The sequence below is a fragment of the Spirulina sp. CCNP1310 genome (genome assembly GCF_034932185.1).
Lineage (GTDB): Bacteria > Cyanobacteriota > Cyanobacteriia > Cyanobacteriales > Spirulinaceae > Spirulina.
The window spans coordinates 1-18,113 of the sequence record NZ_JAYGHW010000004.1; the positions used below are offsets into that span (position 1 = coordinate 1).

Here is an 18,113-nt window from a genome sequence, read left to right on the forward strand (position 1 = left end):
GGATACCCTTCTTGCAGTTTTCGTAGAATCGCGAGATTGCACTCCAGGCTCTTTCTGCGGATGCTTGGCGAGCCATGCTGTTGAGTTCAGCGGCAAAAGGGAATTCCTGAGCCAGTTGAGCGCATAGCTTTTGTAGGTCGTTCTGTCCAGTTCCCCGGTTGTCCATCCAATAACGGATGGCTTTGTTTCGGATAAACTGGACTGTTCTCACCGCCTCGTCTATGGCGCTGAATTGCTGGGGCTTTCCGTAGGCTTTGAACTCTAGTACAATCATGGCTATATCCTAGCACACAATATAAGCCGCCCTGCAAGAACGGCGACTAAAGTCGCCGTGTCGTCTTTCATCCCCGCGCTAAAGCGACGTTGCTCTAAGACTCCCGCACTATTTTCGTAAACGCTGATACACTGTCGCCAATCCCTCGTCATCCCCGACATTACCAGGAAACAGCACCACAGGGAGGTTAGGGAATTGGGGATGGTCGGGGGCGGTGGTGACGAGGGAGCAACCGGGTAAAATCTGCCCCAGGAGCCGCGCCGATCGCAGCTTTAGGCCCACACTGAGCACATCATTGGAGGTAATCCCCCCCTTACTGATCAGAAATCGTAACTGGGGCGGCAACCCCTGGACAATTTCCATCAATAGTTGGGAAACCGCTTTGCCAAAATCGAGGCGTTGCTGAATATCGTCAAACTGCAATTCTTCGCGGCTGGTGTAGATCACGGGGGTTTTGCCCGCTGCAAAGGCGGTGGCAATTTCCTCTAAAGCCCAAGCTTTAAGGCCTTGGGCGGCGGTTAAATCCTCGCGCATTTGGGCCACAGCAATTTCAAGGGGGGCGAGGCCGTCCCTTTTGAGCAACTCCTTGAGTTGCGCGGTGGTTTTGCGCACATGGGAGCCGACGATAATCGCCCCCGGCTCCTCGGTGCGGCCGTATTGGGCCATGGCTTCGGGGGCGAGGGGTTGAGGCCCCAATTTTGCCAAGGAGGTGAGGAGGCTGGCGGCACTGCGGAAGAGGAAGCGTTTACCGGCTGCGGCCGCCTGGAGTAAATCCTCCGCAAAGGCATCAAAATCCCCCTGATTTTCCCCATCGACGGCACAGCAGACATTACCCGTTAGGGCCATGAGGCGGCTCTGGCTCCCGGCGCGAATGTCTTTGAGGGTAAACCGTTCAACCGCTGTGGCGGGGATTTGCCCTTGGGTTTTTTCCGCCACATAATCCGGTAAAAAGCCGGTGCTATAGCCAAAGACGGAATCTTGGGCGAATTCTGTGGCGTGGACGGGGATTTCTACGCCGTTGACGATTAGGTAATGGGTGCTGTCGCGGGTGATGCGGCCCCCCTCAAAAAAGGCGGGGGTGAGGAAATGGGCATCGAAGGGGCCGAGTTCGGCGGCGATCGCATCGGTTTCAATGGGGTAATGGCCCCGCAATGTGGAATCGGAACGGCTAACGACGAGGAACTCGGTGATCTTTTCGGCGGCGATCGCCTTTTGCAAATTCTGGCAAACTTCGCGGGTAATCGCCGCTGCTTCCCCAGGGGGCAAAGCACGGGTATTGGTGAGAATGAAAAAAATCGGAGCCGAATCCGCTAAACCTAGCCGTAGCGTCTCCACATCCCATTGCAGCAACAACAGGCAACTGTGGACGGTTTGAGAGCCGGTGGGATCATCATCCAAAACAATGATTTTCGGGGTTTGAGACATAAAATGAGGAGAATACGCTTGCCCTTATCCTACCGCTCCCGTTGTCAACCATTGTGCTTATTCTCAGCTTAATCTTTGCCAGTATGGGGGCTTGGTTCCTCAGTAGCCTAATCGGGGGTGGCAGTCCCCTCATTCTCATTCCCGTGATCAATGGATTTTTAGGGGCTGCCGCAGTTCCGCCAGTGCTAACCACGGGGATGTTATTTGGTAATGGGCAACGGGTTTGGCTCTACTGGGGAGCCATTGATTGGCGGGTGGTGGCTTGGTGTTTGCCAGGGGCAACGGTGGGGGCGGTGTTGGGGGCCTTTGTCCTTAGCCGTACCCAAATTGAAGGGTTAAGTTTACTCTTAGCCTTATTTTTGCTCACCTCCGGATTCAGCCTCTTAGGGCAGCGAACCCCTCAGGAGGGCGATCGCCACATCACCCCAGAGGCTTGCAGTCTTGAAGACGACTACGTTGGTGCAAACTCCCCCCCAAAAACCCAACCCCGTTGGCAGATCAAAGCCTGGTATTTTCTACCTGTGGGCTTCCTTTATGCCTTTTTTTCCGGCCTGATCGGCTCCACCGGCCCCGTCCTCCATCCCCTTTACCTCAACTACGGCCTCACCAAAGAAGCGATGTTAGCCACCAAATCCTTTAATGTTCTAGGTGTGCATCTCGTCAAACTGATCGCCTATGGAGCCTTTGGCGTTTTAACCCAGGAGAATTTAGCCTATGGGCTGCTCATTGGTGTTGCCGCTTTACCAGGGAATGGCTTGGGTCAATGGGTTTTGGCAAAAATGAGTGAACAGCAGTTTCGTCAATTGGTGATTCTATTTATCGGAACCAGCGGTCTCTGGATGCTCTGGCAACAACGCCAATTCTTGATCGTCTGGGCTGGGTTTTGACACTCCCCGCGCTAAAGCGACGGGGATTCTTGGTTCATCGACCGGACTTAACCGAGCAGGATTGCTCCAACTCAGCCAGAGGTCTAATCTCCCCAAGCGTATAACTTCCCGTTTGCCCCACGGTAGTTAGTCCCAGGCGCAGGATACAAACCCGCTTCACTATCGACTCAGCACGATGCCGATTGCAGACTAACCCTTTCACATTCAAGTCTTCCTAGGCGACCAAATCGTTAGATTGGATGACGCAGTAGGCAATCCGCCCACTCATTACGCTGCCTGCTTACCCTTAAATGCTTCCAGGCCTGTCGGTTTTTAGCCTTGTGATAGTTCCTGGACGTTTGAAATTCAATATAATCACCATAACACGACTGGCCCAAGGAGGGCGACTAAAGTCCCTCGTGTCGTCTTTCATCCCCGCAATAAATTGACGTTGCTCTAAGACTCCCGCACTATTTTCGTAAACCCTACTTTCTCGATTCCGAAGGTGTATCCCCTAGAGGCGGAGGACAACAAGGGGAATCCATCCCCCCCAACTCGCCATTTTTTTAACAAGAGCAGGGATCCCCAGCAAATCCGGTTAAAGTGGAGAGAGTTTTTTGGGAAGCGGTTATGGCAGAAACAAAACCGATGATCCTCGTGACAGGCGGAGCGGGTTATATTGGCTCCCATGCAGTGCTGGCTCTACAAGAGGCGGGCTATGGGGTTGTGGTTTTAGATAACTTGGTCTATGGCCATCGGGAATTGGTGGAGGCCTTGGGGGTGAAGTTGATTGTGGGAGATACGAGCGATCGCCCCCTTTTGGATCAACTCTTTGCTGACCATCCCATTGCCGCCGTCATGCACTTCGCCGCCTATGCCTATGTGGGGGAATCCGTCACCGAACCCGCCAAATACTATCAAAACAATGTGGTGGGAACCCTGACGCTCCTCGATGCGATGCGGGCCGCAGGTGTGAACTGTTTCGTTTTTTCCTCCACCTGCGCCACCTACGGCATTCCCCAAACCCTGCCCATCCCCGAAACCCATCCCCAAGACCCCATCAACCCCTACGGCCAAACTAAATTGATGGTGGAAAAAATCCTCGATGATTACGATCGCGCCTATGGCCTGCGCTCCGTCCGGTTTCGCTACTTCAACGCCGCCGGAGCCGATCCCAATAGCCGCCTCGGGGAAGACCACAACCCCGAAACCCATTTAATCCCCCTGATCCTCGATGCAGCCATGGGCCGGCGGGACAACATCGCCATTTTCGGCACAGACTACCCCACCCCCGACGGCACTTGCATTCGGGACTATATCCACGTCACCGATTTAGCCGCCGCCCATCTTTTAGGTATTGATTACCTTTTACAAGGGGGAAAAACCGAGGTGCTGAACTTGGGCAATGGTAACGGCTTCTCGGTGCGGGAGGTGATTGAGCAGGTGCGCCAAACAACGGGGCGGGATGTGGTGGCGGTGGAATGCGATCGCCGCCCTGGGGATCCCCCCGTGCTGGTGGGCAGTTGCGAGAAAGCCCAAAACATCTTAGGCTGGCAACCCCGCTATGGGGACTTAGGGCAGATCGTCGCCCATGCTTGGCAATGGCATCAAAAACGCTATGGACAACACTGAAACCTATCCCGATCTGCCCCTGACGGGCCGCTACCGTCGCGCCTTCCTTTGGACTCCGGCAGGCATTAACCGCTATCTCGATGCGGGCTGTGCTTGGGGCTATGGCGCGGTGCATTTCACCACCAAAAGCCGCGAAGTTGTGGGCCTTGACCCCACACCGGAATTTATCACCGCCGCCCAACGACAATATCCCGGATTAACCTTTGTGTTATCGGATTTAGAAGCCACACCCCTGCCGGATGCTTATTTTGAGGCGATCGCCTGTTGCGACACCATCGAACATGTCCGCGACGAGGTGCAATGTTTTCGGGAACTGTTCCGAATGCTCAAACCCGGCGGCATTTTAATCATCACGACCCCCCACCGGGGCCTCTTCGCCTGGCTCGACCCCGCCAATAGCATCCCCTACCTGGACTATTTCGCCCGCCGTTATTTGGGATTGATCTACCGCCTCCTCTACTGGTTCCGCAAACGCCAATGGCCGGGGCCGATCCCCTGGAAAAAGCCCATTTACACCCATGACACAATGCACCGCCACTATTCCCGCCAGGAATTGCTGGCCCTCATCGATCAGGCTGTTGGTTCCCAAGGGTATCAGGTCATGAAGACGGCGCGATCGGGCCTCTTCCTTGGGGTGGGGGTGGATGTTTTCAGCTTTTTGTTTACGGTATTTTTCCCCCGTGGGGTGATGAAGAGGATGGGCGATCGCCTCCTCTTTCCCCCCCTCCAACAATTAGCCGAATGGGACTATTGGATTCCCTACGGCCCATTGGCCTATAACATTGCCATTCAAGTGGAGAAAACAATGTAGGGGCGTTGGCGTAAGCCTGCCGGAGGCACAAAAATTTTTCGCCCCAAATTTTTCGCCCCTACATATCGATAGCCTAACCCATTGATTTTCCGCTTAACCGAACACCTGCAACAGATTGGACTGTTTCATGAGTAGGGAGAGAGATGCTTTCAAAATTTTCTAGCCAATCTCCCTCCACATCATCAAAATATTGATGAACCCGATCAACTCCGTACTCTTCCCAATCCTGCTGATATTGTCGCATCGCACGCAAAGCAGCCCTGGCTCTCTCGACAGGATCGGAGATTTCACTAAAACTGAAAATGTTAGTTTCACTAGCCATAACTGAAATTGGAGAACCCATTTCAATATGTATGAGTGTATTATACCAGTATATGTAGCATTATACTAGTATCATAAAGTACTCAACCATTGCTAGCGAATTGCTATGATCGAAGATAGTGGCGGCAAGTCGATCCACTAGGTCATTTTCCATGGGATTATAGCTGATCAGTAATCCTCTCTCAATGCACCAAAACTGTAAAGTCATTTCCCATGCTTGTCGCTTCTGATCAAGATGGGGTTCTGAAATGGTTGTTAACTGAACACACAACGATGATTCTCTCTGTCCAGACGCTAACAAGTCTGTTGCCATAGACAGATCGAGCAGGTGTCGCCATAGGTAGCTTCCCCCTTTTCTAGTGAGTTCTCGCCCAAGACTTTTCAAGAGACGTGCATCCTCGCGCCGAAAGTTGCCGTTCATAACCTCCCGCCGCCAATTGGGAAACTTTGGATCTGGATCACTGATCCAGCGTGGAAATAGAACCTCAAGCCAGTACTGCTCTGTGACTGAGAAATTTTCACTCGCGTAAAATTGCTGTCTCTCGCTATCGCTCAAAGATCTCAGCCCAAACCAAATTTCAGAATCTCCAATGACTTCTGTGAGCAGGTCTAGAACATACGGTTTGCTCACTAACAGGCCATCTTTTTTGGGTTCGATCCACTTACTCAGTGCTGCCAGCTTCTGAGCTAGATTGGGTTCAGTCGTTGTAGCTCGCTGAGTTAATTCTTCGAGCCTTGTCCGGGCTTCCTGTGGGGAGAGACGTTTTAATACCACGGTTGAGCGTCAAAAATTTGTAGGTTGTCCATTCTAACTGAAAGGTTGTCCCGCTACAGCTACCCCATTAACCCCTTGCCTAGAATCTTACTCCTCCCAATCATCAAACAAAGCTCTAGCCCATCGATTCCGGCAGAGCGGCGGGATCTTGGGGGGTGATGGGGGGGAGAGCTTTCGCTTCGATGGGCGATCGCCCACTAATCGCCCCAATGCCTAAGGTGGCGGATTGATGCCAGCGGTCTAAAACATCGGCGAATAAGACCTCTTCAACCCAAACCTTTGCTACCACCGTAAGGGGCAGGGCGAGGATTAGGCCCAAAAGGCCAAAGGCCTGGGCAAAGAAAATCTGTGCCGTCAGCGTCACCGCCGGTAATAGTGAAACCTGTTTCGCCATCACCGTGGGGGAAAGCCAATAACTTTCCAGGTTTTGGATTACCAAATACCAAACCAACACTGCCACCACTTTCCAAGGGGCATCGAGCAACGCCACCATGATCGGAAAAATCGCACTGGTGAAGGGGCCAATATTGGGAATCATGTTCAGCACGCCGGCCAGGAGGGCATGAACGAGAACTAAATCCACGCCAAAAAAGACAAGGCCGATGGCGCTCATCGTGCCGATAAACAGGCAGTTAATTACCATCCCTTCTAACCAACTGCTGAGGGCGACTTCACACTGTTTGAGGATGCCATCGATGCGGCTGCGGTAGAAGGAAGGGAAGAGTTTGATGAAGGCTTGGCGGTATTCTTGGGGATTGGCCAACATCATCAGTGTTAAAACCACGACGAGGAACAATTGCAACACCGTGGCCACAGAACTGGAAAAGAAGCTGAGGAGTGCTACTCCTAAGGGTTGGAGTTGGTTGACGACTTCTTTCCAAGTGGGGGGATCAGGGGCCAGTTCTGAAAATCGTTCGAGGGCGACAATTTGCGATCGCACCTGCGTAAAAGCCGTCGGCAACAGGTCAATTAATTTTTGAAACTGATCCACAAAGGGAGGGACGATTAACCAAAAGAAAAGGGTAATCATCACCACCACTAAGCCGATGGTCAGAGCCACCGCCCGCCCCCGGTTGCGCACCCCCCAAACCATCAGCTTACGCACAAGGCGATTGAGGGCAGTGGCGAGAACGACAGCGGAAAAGATCAACAGCAACAGTTGATGAATTTGCCAGAGGATATACAGGGCAATCACCAAACAGCTAAACCCCAACCACTTACCGAAATTCATGACTCTTCCTCCGGCGTAGCGGCAATATACTGCTCCAGTTCGGGGCTGTTCGCGCCATAGACTCCGGTGATCTGCTGTTCACAGCAGTCAATGGCAAAATCGTTGAATTCTTCCATGGGAACCTCAAACATTTGAGCAAAGGTGTCCGGGCGGACACGGCAGAAGCGGGGACGATCAGCGTAGATGGTGCAGTTGCGATGATCGCGATCATAGTGTTTACACCAGCCTCCCTCGCCCACCAGACTGAGGTAGAGGGTCAATTCCTCAGGGGTGAGGTAGGTGGCCAGATCGGGGCGATCGCTCGGATCCAGGTGGCAGCAAGCACCACAGTTTTCAATACATTGCCAGAGCGCCATGGGATTTGGGGGTTTTGTATAGTTTTGTATCGTTCCTGAAAGGGGATGTTCAGCGGTTCCCCCTATCCGGTAATATTAACCATGAATTTTTGTTTAGTTTTTATATCGGGTTGAAACGGGGAAAGACTATGGACTTTTTAATGAACTTCTTCGGTGCAATCAATTTTGAATTGATTTTTCAACTGGTGTTCCTGGCGTTAATTTTCATCGCTGGGCCGGTGGTTGTGTTTTTATTAGCACAGCGGGGTGGGGATCTCTAGGGCGATCGCCTTCACTGGATTCCTGAGCCGTTAGGAAATCCCTCCTAGTTAAACCTAGGAGGGATTTTTCGCATCTGGCGACCGGCAAAAAATCCTTCGCCCCTACACCCATCAATGCCACAACCGGATTCCACACATCCCTTAAATTTCTTCCACCTCAAGCAGCGCACTTAAGACTGCACCACAGGCAAAGGCAAACACCAGCGGCATGGGAGAATGGGTAAAATAGCTCAACAGCAGGGAGATGGAGGCGGCGATCGCCCCTGTCCACACCACCACCCGCTCCTCTTGACACCAACCCTTTGCCGCTTTAATCGAGCGCAGCACCGAAGTAGGGATCGGCTCTGGCATTACGGCCCCGGGGGGAAATGCCCAATAGTTTCCTGGCCGCTCTTGGAACAGATCCGTCCAGCCATTATCGAGACACCAGTCATTAATCCATTGATCGCTGTAATGCTTCATTGAGAACCTCCGAAAAACCTCACCCCAGGAAATGCCATTGGCGTAGGTTGGGGGTGCGAGCAAACAGGACACGCAAAAACAAGGTCAATTTTATCGAGTTCATCCTAGCAGTGAACCCCAGCATTCCTCGCACCTCCCATAAAAAACTTTACGTTTTACCCTGAAAAAGGTGAGTATTTATACTCACTTTCTTGCCAAAAGGGGCGAGAAAAGAAATATTTTTCACCCTGAACCATAGCGGAACGAGAACATTTCCCCCGTCTCTAAACTTGTGATCTCACATTCCGCAGGTTAAGACCAATGATGCTCATGAACGGTGCGTCAGATACAATTCAACTACCAACATCATCATCGCTCTTGTCTGACGCACCCTAGGATTGAATTGTAAGGTGCGTCAGAGCGGTTCATCTATAAGGCAAAAGAGCAGCGTCACGGCTGACGCACCATTGATTGATTCTTCAAAAAATAGGGTGAAATTAGTTCAATTCGAGACCAAATCTGCATAGGAGCAAAAAAAAATTTCGCCCCTACATCAAGGGTTCAATTTTGATAAATTTATAGCAATAGCCAAGGGGATTAATGTAATCTTTGAAACCAAGCCAGAGCGGACTGAAGTCCGACGACAAACTGTGTCCTAATGATTCTGGCTAGTGCGATAGCTTATCATCTTGAATTTTGAAGACCCGTTCATTTAATCCAAAATTAATCTGGATAGATTGGGATTAACCCCATTGTTTACCTAAGGTGGATTGTTTTAGCCAGGCTAAAAAACCTTGGCGATCGCCATCAGGCATATCGGCTAAAATATCCTTGAGTTCTTCAGCAAAATTAGTATTACCAAAAAAATCCTTACCAATACGATAAATTTCTTGCAAAATCGCAATTAAATGCTGCTCTGCCCAACTGGGAGCTTTAAAATTGCCCAGGGGATCCACCTTCAGCAATTGCTCCATTGCTTTGGGAGAAGTGACTTCGGGAATTTGGCGGGTTTGAAGGGCGTTGGCAATTTCCTGCTGAAAGAGCTTGGCTTGACGACCGCCGAGGAGTTCTTCCACATCAAAATAAACGGCTTGTAAAATCAGTAAGCAAGCCTGCACGAAAGCGACGGGGCTGGCTTCATCGCCGCCATCCCCCAATTGCTCAAGGCGAAACCGCCCCCAAACGCTATGGCGGTTGTCTTCTTGGAGTAACACGCAGAACTTTCCCTGATTATCCGTCAGGTCTTTCCAGAAGGTTTTCGCCTCCTCAGCTTGATTGACATCAAAAACACTAATGAGACGAAAGGTTTGATCTTGATACTTCAAGACGGGGATTTGTTGTTCTCGCTTGGGGTTCTGAACGCTGGAAATTTCAACATCCTGCCGTTTGAGAATAAACATAGTGTGGTCGATGACTCCTGCGGAGGGTCAGGGCAACGGGCTGGCTCATCAGTTTCCTGATTGCTTTCCTAGTGTACTTGAGATTGCGGAATAACCAACGGGCCCGCTTGGATGGTTCCCGCCCAAAGGGGGGATCTCCTGGGGCTACGGTGGATCTAGCCAATCTTAGCCTTTCATGGCAAGCTAGGGGGCGAAGGCGCAGGGTGGAAGATGAATGACGATCGCCCCTATTGGTTGGCATGGTCTCGGATTAATGGGGTGGGGCCCCGGTTGGTACAGCAGTTGGTGGTGGAGTTTGGCACTCTAGAGGAGGCTTGGTGGGCAACTTCGACGGCTTTGCGCACCGTGCCGGGGATTGGCCCCAAGTTATTGGAGACGATTAGCGAGGCGCGATCGCACCTTGACCCCGATCAGTTATTAGAAGATTGCGATCGCTCCGGCATTCAATTTTGGATCGCTGCGGATCCTGATTACCCCCGCTTACTGTTGGAAATCCCCAGTCCGCCGCCGGTACTCTACTATCGGGGCGTGGTGGATGGGGCGGAAAATCGGGGGGAGAAGGCGGCGATCGCCATCGTGGGAACCCGCAACCTCACCGACTATGGCCGCCGCTGGACAGCCCAACTCAGTACCCACCTCAGCCAACACCAATTTACGATTGTCTCCGGCATGGCCGCTGGGGTGGATACCATCGCCCATGAGGCTTGTCTTCGGGCGGGGGGGCGTACCCTTGCTGTACTCGGAACCGGCGTTGATGTGGTTTATCCCAAAAGTAACCGCCGCCTTTATGAACAAATCCAAACCCAAGGGTTAATCCTCAGCGACTATCCCCCCGGTACACCCCCCGAAGCCCGCAACTTCCCCCCCCGCAACCGGATTATTGCCGGGTTGAGTCGGGCGGTGTTGGTGATGGAGGCAGCCCAGCGATCAGGGGCATTGATTACCGCCCGCTATGGGGCAGAATTTAACCGTGATGTTTATAGTTTGCCGGGTTCGTTGGATCAACCCCAATCCTTGGGCTGTTTGGAGTTGGTTAACAATGGGGCGCAATTGATCTTAGGTGTTAAACCCTTATTGGAAGCTTTGGGGGAAATTCCCCATTTGGATCTGCCGGGGGGCCAACTTTCCCTAGAGTTGCTCAATCCTAGCGCCGCGATCGCCCCACCCCTGATCCCCACCGCCGTAACTCCACCCCCAGATTTAGACCCCCTGCTGAAACAGGTTTGGGAAGCAACGCCCCTAGAACCGACACCCCTGGATGTGATCATGGCGACGACGGGCTTACCGATCAGCGAACTCTCCCCGGCCTTATCCCAGTTAGAATTATTAGACTTGGTGATCCAGTTGCCAGGGATGCAATACCGTCGGAGTTAACGCCTTTCCCCATGAATACCCCCCAAGCCGTTGTCTTGCTATCCGGTGGTTTAGATTCCGCCACCGCCGCCGCCCAAGCCCAAGCCGATGGCTATGGTGCGATCGCCCTTTCCTGTCGCTATGGCCAACGCCATCACCGGGAACTGGCGGCGGCAAAGGCGATCGCCCAACACCTCAAGATCGCCCAACATTTCATCATCGATGTCAATCTGGGGCAATGGGGCGGCTCCTCCCTCACCGATACCACCACCCCCCTCGCCCAGGATGGCAGCGACACTGCCCCGATCCCCGCCACCTATGTCCCCGGTCGCAATACAGTATTCATCGCCCTCGCCCTCTCCCTCGCGGAAGCCCAAGGCGCAACCGCTGTCTACTTAGGGATTAACGCCGTCGATTATTCCGGCTATCCCGACTGTCGCCCCGATTATTTAGCCGCCTATCAACAATTGGCAGCCCTCTCCTCACGGGTGGGGGTAGAGGGGCAACCGATTCAACTGGTGGCTCCCTTAGTGGCGGATAGTAAAGTGGATATTGTCCGGCGAGCATTGCAGTTAGGGGTTCCCATTCCCCTCACTTGGTCTTGCTATGCTGGAGGCGATGCCCCCTGTGGCCGCTGCGATTCCTGCCGGATTCGGGATCAGGCCTTGATTACTGCCGGTTATCCCCAATGGGCCACTCCGAATGTCACTCCCTGCTTTTAAGCCATGTTTGTGTTTCTTTCCAAGCTCCTGCCGGTTTTTGTCTACCCCCTCGGTTTGGCCTGTGTCTTGTTGGTGATCTCCTTAGTGCTGGCTTGGTGGCAGCCACGTTTAGCCGCCATTCCCACGGCTTTAGCCCTGCTGGTGTTGGTGATAGCCTCAATGCCGACGGTGAATACAGCTTTGCTGAAATCCTTGGAATGGCAACACCTACCAGAAGGGCCACTCCCCCCAGGGGAGGCGATCGTCATTTTGGGGGGAGGGTTGAAATTTCAGGAGCATCCTCGGCGGATGGTGGAGGTGGCGGAAGCGGGCGATCGCGTCCTTTACGGTGCAAAACTCTACCACCAAAACCGCGCCCCCTTAATCGTTGCCACCGGAGGCCGGATTCATTGGCAGGGAGAAGAACCCCCGGAATCTGCCGATATGGTGGAATTATTAACAATACTGGGCGTTCCCAAAGCAGCTATTTTAGAAGAATCCGCTTCGGTGAATACCTATCAAAATGCCCTCTACACCAAAGATTTATTAGAACCCCAAGGCATTAAACGCATTTTACTCGTAACTTCCGCCCTCCATATGCCCCGCGCTGTGGCCATTTTTGCCAAATTGGGGTTTGAGGTGATCCCCGCCCCAACAGATTTTGTGGTGACAGATGGTAGCCTCACGGGTGGCCAACAAACTCTCGCTGGTTTGATTTTAGATCTTTGGCCCGATACCGGGCGATTAGCCTCAACAACGGATGCCCTAAAAGAGTATATCGGTATCGTTGTCTACCGATTACGGGGTTGGCTGTGATACAACTGGAGGGGAAGAAATGCGCTAGGATCAAGTGTTAAGCCCCCCTCACTGCCATTTTTTGGTTATGAATCAACCCATTTATCGCACCCTTGAAGCGCGACCCGATAACTATCAAGGCTGGTATAACCAGGCCCTGGCACTCCATGATCAACGTCGCTATCAAGAGGCTTTATATTGTTATGAAAAAGCCCTTGAACATAAACCCCAAGATTATTGGAGTTGGTACCGGCGGGGAACAATTTTTGAGGAATTAGGGGAATATAACGAGGCATTAAGCTGTTATCAACAGGCGACAGCAGTCCGCCAAGATGACTATTGGGCTTGGTATAGTTTGGGCTATATTGCCCTTCAAGATCTCCAACATTATCAAGAGGCGGCGGACTATTTTGCCCAAGCCCGTGCCATTAATCCTGAGGATTATTGGAGTTGTTATCGTCAAGGGGAAGCGTTGCGGCTGGCGGGGGATTTTGAAGAGGCGATCGCCTGTTTCCAAGCGGCCCTAGCAATTCGGCCGGGGGATTATTGGTCGATTTACCGCCAGGGGGATGCCCTGCGCCAAAGTGGGGATTATGAAGGGGCGATCGCCACCTACCAAGCCGCCCTCAAAGTTCGCCCCCAGGATTATTGGTCGCTGTATCAACAGGGGCAAACCCTCAAACTGATGGGCTACTACTACGCCGCCTTGAGTGTGTTTCGAGAACTCTGGCGGCTGGATCCCGATGATGACCAGATTTGGTATGCCCAAGCGGTCTGTTATGCCCAGTTGTGGGATATGCCAGGGGTGATGCGGATGCTTGAACCCGCGTTGCAATACAGTCCCCCGTATTACCTAGAGCAAATTAGCCAAGACCCCGCTTTTGCTGCAATCCTCAACCATCCAGAATTGCAGCGATTAATGGCCAACTGTCGGGCGGAATTGACCAGCGGCGCTTAACGGTCGTCGGCCAATGCCCTGCGATAGAGCCGCTGGGTGGCTTTCAGGAGGGAATCCAGCAGGGAGGATGGGGGGAGATGTTCGGGATCAAGTTCCTGGAGTTGCAGTAAAAACCGCGCCTCTTGGGTTTGCACTTCCCCATCGCTATAGATCAAGCCGCTAATTGCTTCTAGTACCTTTTGATAGTCTTCTTGACTGTAGCGATCGCCCAAATAATCCTGAATCCAGGTGTAGCATTCTTGGGGCGTAATCGGCTTAATTTCCGCTAGCATCGCCTTAATATCCGGGTCTTCTTCGAGACCATGATTGTTGGCCATGCGATGGAGATAGTCCCGTTCTTCTTTTTGAATCACCCCGTCAATCCAGGCGGCTCCGATTAAAATCCGCATTAAATCTTTTGTGCTGTGTTCTTTAACGCTCGGAGAATTCATGAGGGATCTTTTTTGGTGAAAACCAAAAGGCAAAACTTTCGGATTTATTTTAACACCCGAAATTTTTCCCCTGACAAAATTGCGCCAATTCTGAAAAACTGATCACGTTTATTGATATTTTTTGATAAATCGTTACGAGATCCCCCCGGCTACGCCGACCCCCTTCATAAGGGGGTTAAATTCCAGAACCCCCCCTTTTTTAAGGGGGGGCAGGGGGGGATCTCGCTTCGTCATTAATGCTCAGGATCCCCCCGGCTACGCCGACCCCCTTAAAAAGGGGGTTAAATTCCAGAACCCCCCCTTTTTTAAGGGGGGGCGGGGGGGGATCCCGCTTCGTTTTAATGCTCAGGATCCCCCCGGCTACGCCGACCCCCTTAAAAAGGGGGTTAAATTCCAAAACCCCCCTTTTTTAAGGGGGGGCAGGGGGGGATCCCTCACGCCACCGTAATTTCAGCCAAAGCCCCGATCGCCCCATCCACTTTTCCCGCCGGAACCCGCCCCGCATTCCCCCAACAAATCCCCACTACCCCCGCCGCCCCTGCGGCCCGGGCCATGGCCCAATCAAATTCTGAATCTCCCACCATTAGCGTTTGTTCCGGGGGGAGAGCAAGGCGATCGCAGGCCTTGCGATACAACGCCGGATCCGGCTTCGCCAACCCATCCGGCTCATGGCCCAATTCCAACGCCAACCAAGGGCGCAACTCGCTATAGGTGACAAATTCCTCTACCTCCGGTGTCGTTCCCGCCGACAACACCCCTAGGGTTAACCCCGCACTGTGCAACCGTTCCAGGGTTTCAGCTACCCCGGGAAAAGGGGGGCTAGTGGTGCGATCGCGCGTCACGGTGCGATCGGCATCCTCAAAGGCGCGTTGGGCAAGTTGCCGGGCTTCGGGCCAAGGGCGGCCGGTTTCGGCAATATAGGCCGCCGCCGCGATTTCATTTTCCACGCGACTCCCCACCACCATTAACCCCTGGCGATCAATATCTCCCCCCTGTACCCCAAAGGCCATCAGTAAGGGTTCCCCCACCCCCGGAATTTGGGCATCAATCAGGCGCGATCGCTTCAGGGCCAAGGCCCGCAAATAAGCCGGTGAATCCTCCAACGTGCCATCTTTATCAAAAATAATTGCTTCGATTCCCGTAAACTCCACCCCACCACAGCACACAGTCACCACGCTCGATCCTCCTTAACAATCCGTTACGATGCTCTACCCCGTTCACACCGTAATGATAAGCTGGCAAATGCACTCAAAATCAATCTTTATAACGGAGTTTCTATGACGGGGTCGGAGTTACCACATTTGTTAAGAGTGGCACGGGGGGAAATCTTGGCACGGCCACCCGTCTGGATGATGCGCCAAGCCGGACGCTACATGAAGGTTTATCGGGATTTGCGGGATAAATACCCCAGTTTTCGCGATCGCTCCGAAAATGCCGATCTCGCCATTGAAATTTCCCTACAACCCTGGCGGGCCTTCCAACCGGACGGCGTGATCATGTTCTCCGATATCCTCACCCCGTTACCGGGTATTGGTATCCCCTTCGATATTATCGAAAGCAAAGGGCCGATCATCGATCCCCCGATCCGCACCCAGGAACAGGTGGACAACCTCCACCCCCTCGACCCCGATGCTTCCCTGCCCTTTATCCGCACGATTTTACAAACCCTGCGCCAAGAGGTGGGCAATCAATCCACAGTCTTAGGGTTTGTGGGTGCGCCTTGGACGTTGGCGGCCTATGCCGTCGAGGGGAAAAGCTCGAAAAACTACGCAGTGATTAAGGGTATGGCCTTTTCTGCGCCGGATCTGCTCCATTCCTTCTTAGGGAAGTTGGCAGATGCGATCGCCACCTATGTTTGTTATCAAATCGAATGCGGCGCTCAAGTGGTGCAAATGTTCGATTCTTGGGCGGGAGAACTCAGCCCCCAAGATTACGAAGTGTTTGCCCTCCCCTACCATCAGCAGGTGGTGAAGGCCGTTAAGGCCAAGCATCCCGATACCCCCTTGATCCTCTATATCAGCGGTAGTGCGGGGGTATTGGAGCGCATGGGTAAAAGTGGTGTGGATATTGTCAGCGTCGATTGGACGATGGATCTAGCCGAAGCGCGGCAACGGTTAGGCCCCGCGATGAAGGTGCAGGGCAATATGGATCCCGGTGTGCTGTTTGGCTCCAAGGATTTCATCACCGAACGCATTTTAGATACGGTGCGTAAAGGTGGCGGCCAAGGGCATATCCTCAACTTGGGCCATGGGGTACTCCCCGGCACTCCTGAGGAAAACGTTGAGCATTTCTTTACCATCTCCAAGCAAGTGGATCAACTTTTGGCCGTTCAAGCCTAAACTAGGCCTGTGAATGGATCAAAAAAGAGAGGTTAAACGCCTACAGCTTGTTAGTCGTGCCATAGCCCTCACCCTAAATCCCTCCCAGGGAGGGGAGAGGGACTTTGAGAATGCGCCTCTCTTCAATCGTTCACGCCCTGGCAATCTTTATCCCCACTCGCTAATGGTGCAAAGCAAATCCTCTCCCCCCCCACGCAAGCGCATCTTTATTACGGGTGGCAGCGGTTGTATTGGCCATTACATTGCCGAAACCCTGATCGACACCAGTCCCCATGAACTGTTTTTTTTAGTGCGCAATCCCGCCAAAGTGCAGTTTGATGTAGAAGCCCGGGAGGGAGTGCATCTCATCCATGGGGATATGCACGACATTGAACATCAAGGAGAGTTACTCAAAACCATTGATATTGCTATTTTGACAGCCAATGCTTGGGGGGGAACCTCAGAAGTATTTGATGTCAATATTGCCAAAACAATCCGGCTGATTAATTTGCTCGATCCTAAACGTTGTCAGCAGGTGCTTTATTTTTCCACTGCTAGCATTCTTGATCATCAAAATAAGCTCCTCGAAGAAGCGAAGCAAATCGGCACGGACTATATTCGCTCTAAATATGATTGCCATTCCCGTTTGGGGCGTTTAGAATTGGCTCCTAAAATTACGATTCTTTTTCCAACCTTAGTGTTTGGTGGCAGTTCAACAAAGCCCTATTCTCACATTTCTGGAGGATTGGCTGAGGTGACAAAATGGATTGGTTTAGCCCGGTTCTTTAAAGCCGATGCTAGCTTTCACTATCTCCATGGCCGGGATATTGCAACAGTTGTGCGCTATTTAGTGGATAATCCGCTGCCCTATGATGTGGTTAATCAGTTGGATGATATCTATTTAAAACAGTTGGTTTTGGGGAATCCGCCCCTAACGGTGAATGAAGCCCTTGAGGAAGTTTGTGCTTATTTTGGCAAAAAAATCTATTTTCAAATCCCCCTTTCGCTGTGGTTAGCGAATTTTTTCATCAATGTATTTGGCATTCAAGTGGCGGCCTGGGATCGGTTTTGTATGAAGTATCGCCACTTTACCTATAAAAATCCCGTTAATCCGGCGACATTTGGGCTGCCGGTTTTTTGTCCCACGTTGGCGGATATTTTGTTGGCGACGGGAATTCGGGGGAAAGTGGGAAGTGGGAAGTAGGAAGTGGGAAGATTGTAGGGGCGAAAAATTTTTCGCCATCCCCCACCGTTCATAATCATCTTTCGCCCTCCCCCACCGTTCATAATCATCTTTCGCCCTCCCCCACTCGCACCTTCCTCCCCCACTCGTATCTTTCGCCCTCGCACGATCGCACTGAACTCCTTAATGCGATCGCGAAAAACGCTATATTGAATAAATATTGCGCGGGGGATTGAGGCGTGTTATTGGGTTCTGAGGTAGGAGATTTACAGCTTGTGCGCGATCGCTTTCAGGCGTTGGCGGATCCGATTCGGTTGGCGGTGGTGGAGTTGTTGCGGGGGGAAGAAATGTGTGTTTGTGATCTGTGCGATCGCCTCCATCTCCATCAATCTAAACTGTCTTTTCATCTCAAGATCCTCAAACAAGCGGGGTTAATTCATCCCCGTCAGGCAGGGCGCTGGATTTATTATCGATTAGATCAAGAGGCGATCGCCCACCTCAGCGCCTATCTCGCCCAATTCCAAACCCAACCCTACCAACCCGCCCGCCCTTGCCCCGATTAACCTACCAATTTGTAGGGGC

General features: G+C 52.3%; 20 protein-coding genes and 2 pseudogenes. 11 read left to right on the top strand and 11 right to left on the bottom strand.

The features are described from left to right. Both VB712_RS01775 and VB712_RS01780 read right to left on the bottom strand, forming a co-directional pair. A pseudogene (locus VB712_RS01775) lies at window positions 1-274 on the bottom strand (RNA-guided endonuclease TnpB family protein); the annotation flags it as partial. 108 nt (window positions 275-382) lie between these two features. Next, window positions 383-1,699, bottom strand: coding sequence for a four-carbon acid sugar kinase family protein (locus tag VB712_RS01780; RefSeq protein WP_323251515.1), 1,317 nt, complete (start codon window positions 1,697-1,699; stop codon window positions 383-385). Between the two features lie 53 nt (window positions 1,700-1,752). Here VB712_RS01780 and VB712_RS01785 point away from each other — a divergent pair, with 53 nt between their 5' ends. After that, window positions 1,753-2,586, top strand: coding sequence for a sulfite exporter TauE/SafE family protein (locus VB712_RS01785; protein WP_323251516.1), 834 nt, complete (start codon window positions 1,753-1,755; stop codon window positions 2,584-2,586). A gap of 34 nt (window positions 2,587-2,620) precedes the next feature. Here the strand turns inward: VB712_RS01785 and VB712_RS20350 are convergent. Next, a pseudogene (locus VB712_RS20350) lies at window positions 2,621-2,921 on the bottom strand (hypothetical protein); the annotation flags it as partial. A 274-nt stretch (window positions 2,922-3,195) separates the two neighbouring features. Here VB712_RS20350 and galE point away from each other — a divergent pair. Next, the gene (gene galE / locus VB712_RS01790) at window positions 3,196-4,197 is read left to right on the top strand and encodes a UDP-glucose 4-epimerase GalE (protein ID WP_323251518.1); all 1,002 of its coding nucleotides are present in this window, start codon (window positions 3,196-3,198) and stop codon (window positions 4,195-4,197) included. Further along, on the top strand, window positions 4,184-5,008 hold the full coding sequence (locus tag VB712_RS01795; RefSeq protein WP_323251520.1) for a class I SAM-dependent methyltransferase: 825 nt from the start codon (window positions 4,184-4,186) through the stop codon (window positions 5,006-5,008). Before galE ends, VB712_RS01795 begins: the two co-directional genes overlap by 14 nt. A 73-nt stretch (window positions 5,009-5,081) precedes the next feature. Here VB712_RS01795 and VB712_RS01800 read toward each other — a convergent pair whose 3' ends face one another. The 4 genes from VB712_RS01800 to VB712_RS01815 all read right to left on the bottom strand — a co-directional run bounded on the left by VB712_RS01800 (window position 5,082) and on the right by VB712_RS01815 (window position 7,691). Then, window positions 5,082-5,330 carry a hypothetical protein gene (locus VB712_RS01800; RefSeq protein WP_323251522.1) on the bottom strand — a complete coding sequence of 83 codons (249 nt, stop codon included), beginning with the start codon at window positions 5,328-5,330 and terminating at the stop codon, window positions 5,082-5,084. 60 nt (window positions 5,331-5,390) lie between these two features. Beyond that, window positions 5,391-6,104 (bottom strand): hypothetical protein, encoded by a 714-nt coding sequence (locus VB712_RS01805; RefSeq protein ID WP_323251524.1) that lies wholly within the window; start codon window positions 6,102-6,104, stop codon window positions 5,391-5,393. A 115-nt stretch (window positions 6,105-6,219) separates the two neighbouring features. After that, a complete protein-coding gene (locus tag VB712_RS01810) occupies window positions 6,220-7,335 on the bottom strand; it encodes an AI-2E family transporter (protein ID WP_323251526.1) in 1,116 nt (371 codons plus the stop codon). Continuing rightward, window positions 7,332-7,691 carry a YkgJ family cysteine cluster protein gene (locus VB712_RS01815; RefSeq protein ID WP_323251527.1) on the bottom strand — a complete coding sequence of 120 codons (360 nt, stop codon included), beginning with the start codon at window positions 7,689-7,691 and terminating at the stop codon, window positions 7,332-7,334. The genes VB712_RS01810 and VB712_RS01815 overlap by 4 nt, the downstream gene beginning before the upstream one ends. A 128-nt stretch (window positions 7,692-7,819) precedes the next feature. On the opposite strand from VB712_RS01815, the gene psb30 reads away from it, so the two are divergent. Further along, window positions 7,820-7,951 (top strand): photosystem II reaction center protein Ycf12/Psb30, encoded by a 132-nt coding sequence (gene psb30, locus VB712_RS01820; RefSeq protein WP_323251529.1) that lies wholly within the window; start codon window positions 7,820-7,822, stop codon window positions 7,949-7,951. Window positions 7,952-8,092: 141 nt separating this feature from the next. Here the strand turns inward: psb30 and VB712_RS01825 are convergent, their stop codons facing one another. Further along, entirely contained in the window at window positions 8,093-8,413 is a 321-nt protein-coding gene (locus tag VB712_RS01825; RefSeq protein ID WP_323251531.1) for a hypothetical protein, read from the bottom strand. A gap of 722 nt (window positions 8,414-9,135) precedes the next feature. After that, a complete protein-coding gene (locus VB712_RS01830) occupies window positions 9,136-9,792 on the bottom strand; it encodes an Npun_F0813 family protein (RefSeq protein WP_323251533.1) in 657 nt (218 codons plus the stop codon). A 210-nt stretch (window positions 9,793-10,002) separates the two neighbouring features. Here VB712_RS01830 and dprA point away from each other — a divergent pair, with 210 nt between their 5' ends. The 4 genes from dprA to VB712_RS01850 all read left to right on the top strand — a co-directional run bounded on the left by dprA (window position 10,003) and on the right by VB712_RS01850 (window position 13,599). After that, complete coding sequence (gene dprA / locus VB712_RS01835) at window positions 10,003-11,166, top strand: DNA-processing protein DprA (protein ID WP_323251535.1); 1,164 nt, start codon at window positions 10,003-10,005, stop codon at window positions 11,164-11,166. Window positions 11,167-11,177: 11 nt separating this feature from the next. After that, window positions 11,178-11,867, top strand: coding sequence for a 7-cyano-7-deazaguanine synthase QueC (gene queC, locus VB712_RS01840; protein WP_323251537.1), 690 nt, complete (start codon window positions 11,178-11,180; stop codon window positions 11,865-11,867). A gap of 3 nt (window positions 11,868-11,870) precedes the next feature. Next, the gene (locus VB712_RS01845; RefSeq protein ID WP_323251539.1) at window positions 11,871-12,662 is read left to right on the top strand and encodes a YdcF family protein; all 792 of its coding nucleotides are present in this window, start codon (window positions 11,871-11,873) and stop codon (window positions 12,660-12,662) included. Window positions 12,663-12,729: 67 nt separating this feature from the next. Continuing rightward, window positions 12,730-13,599: a tetratricopeptide repeat protein gene (locus tag VB712_RS01850; protein ID WP_323251541.1), complete on the top strand. Its 870-nt coding sequence runs from the start codon at window positions 12,730-12,732 to the stop codon at window positions 13,597-13,599. Here the strand turns inward: VB712_RS01850 and VB712_RS01855 are convergent. Both VB712_RS01855 and VB712_RS01860 read right to left on the bottom strand, forming a co-directional pair. Then, window positions 13,596-14,030: a TerB family tellurite resistance protein gene (locus VB712_RS01855; RefSeq protein ID WP_323251543.1), complete on the bottom strand. Its 435-nt coding sequence runs from the start codon at window positions 14,028-14,030 to the stop codon at window positions 13,596-13,598. The two genes, VB712_RS01850 and VB712_RS01855, sit on opposite strands and share 4 nt — an antisense overlap. Window positions 14,031-14,464: 434 nt before the next feature. Next, on the bottom strand, window positions 14,465-15,205 hold the full coding sequence (locus VB712_RS01860; RefSeq protein ID WP_323251545.1) for an HAD family hydrolase: 741 nt from the start codon (window positions 15,203-15,205) through the stop codon (window positions 14,465-14,467). Window positions 15,206-15,307: 102 nt separating this feature from the next. On the opposite strand from VB712_RS01860, the gene hemE reads away from it, so the two are divergent. From hemE to VB712_RS01875, 3 genes are all read left to right on the top strand, one after another. After that, window positions 15,308-16,369 (top strand): uroporphyrinogen decarboxylase, encoded by a 1,062-nt coding sequence (hemE, locus tag VB712_RS01865; RefSeq protein WP_323251547.1) that lies wholly within the window; start codon window positions 15,308-15,310, stop codon window positions 16,367-16,369. A gap of 163 nt (window positions 16,370-16,532) precedes the next feature. After that, window positions 16,533-17,552 carry an NAD(P)-dependent oxidoreductase gene (locus VB712_RS01870; RefSeq protein ID WP_323251549.1) on the top strand — a complete coding sequence of 340 codons (1,020 nt, stop codon included), beginning with the start codon at window positions 16,533-16,535 and terminating at the stop codon, window positions 17,550-17,552. Window positions 17,553-17,770: 218 nt separating this feature from the next. Continuing rightward, window positions 17,771-18,094: a metalloregulator ArsR/SmtB family transcription factor gene (locus VB712_RS01875; protein ID WP_323251552.1), complete on the top strand. Its 324-nt coding sequence runs from the start codon at window positions 17,771-17,773 to the stop codon at window positions 18,092-18,094. Window positions 18,095-18,113 lie beyond the last annotated feature (19 nt).

What these genes read in the sequence shown, in the direction of transcription:
- queC (WP_323251537.1), top strand. Translation starts at nt 11,178, where the DNA reads ATGAATACCCCCCAAGCCGTTGTCTTGCTATCCGGTGGTTTAGATTCC.
- VB712_RS01870 (WP_323251549.1), top strand. Translation starts at nt 16,533, where the DNA reads ATGGTGCAAAGCAAATCCTCTCCCCCCCCACGCAAGCGCATCTTTATT.
- VB712_RS01815 (WP_323251527.1), bottom strand. Translation starts at nt 7,691, where the DNA reads ATGGCGCTCTGGCAATGTATTGAAAACTGTGGTGCTTGCTGCCACCTG.
- VB712_RS01810 (WP_323251526.1), bottom strand. Translation starts at nt 7,335, where the DNA reads ATGAATTTCGGTAAGTGGTTGGGGTTTAGCTGTTTGGTGATTGCCCTG.
- hemE (WP_323251547.1), top strand. Translation starts at nt 15,308, where the DNA reads ATGACGGGGTCGGAGTTACCACATTTGTTAAGAGTGGCACGGGGGGAA.
- psb30 (WP_323251529.1), top strand. Translation starts at nt 7,820, where the DNA reads ATGGACTTTTTAATGAACTTCTTCGGTGCAATCAATTTTGAATTGATT.
- VB712_RS01850 (WP_323251541.1), top strand. Translation starts at nt 12,730, where the DNA reads ATGAATCAACCCATTTATCGCACCCTTGAAGCGCGACCCGATAACTAT.
- dprA (WP_323251535.1), top strand. Translation starts at nt 10,003, where the DNA reads ATGAATGACGATCGCCCCTATTGGTTGGCATGGTCTCGGATTAATGGG.
- VB712_RS01830 (WP_323251533.1), bottom strand. Translation starts at nt 9,792, where the DNA reads ATGTTTATTCTCAAACGGCAGGATGTTGAAATTTCCAGCGTTCAGAAC.
- VB712_RS01825 (WP_323251531.1), bottom strand. Translation starts at nt 8,413, where the DNA reads ATGAAGCATTACAGCGATCAATGGATTAATGACTGGTGTCTCGATAAT.
- VB712_RS01855 (WP_323251543.1), bottom strand. Translation starts at nt 14,030, where the DNA reads ATGAATTCTCCGAGCGTTAAAGAACACAGCACAAAAGATTTAATGCGG.
- VB712_RS01780 (WP_323251515.1), bottom strand. Translation starts at nt 1,699, where the DNA reads ATGTCTCAAACCCCGAAAATCATTGTTTTGGATGATGATCCCACCGGC.
- VB712_RS01800 (WP_323251522.1), bottom strand. Translation starts at nt 5,330, where the DNA reads ATGGCTAGTGAAACTAACATTTTCAGTTTTAGTGAAATCTCCGATCCT.
- galE (WP_323251518.1), top strand. Translation starts at nt 3,196, where the DNA reads ATGGCAGAAACAAAACCGATGATCCTCGTGACAGGCGGAGCGGGTTAT.
- VB712_RS01845 (WP_323251539.1), top strand. Translation starts at nt 11,871, where the DNA reads ATGTTTGTGTTTCTTTCCAAGCTCCTGCCGGTTTTTGTCTACCCCCTC.
- VB712_RS01795 (WP_323251520.1), top strand. Translation starts at nt 4,184, where the DNA reads ATGGACAACACTGAAACCTATCCCGATCTGCCCCTGACGGGCCGCTAC.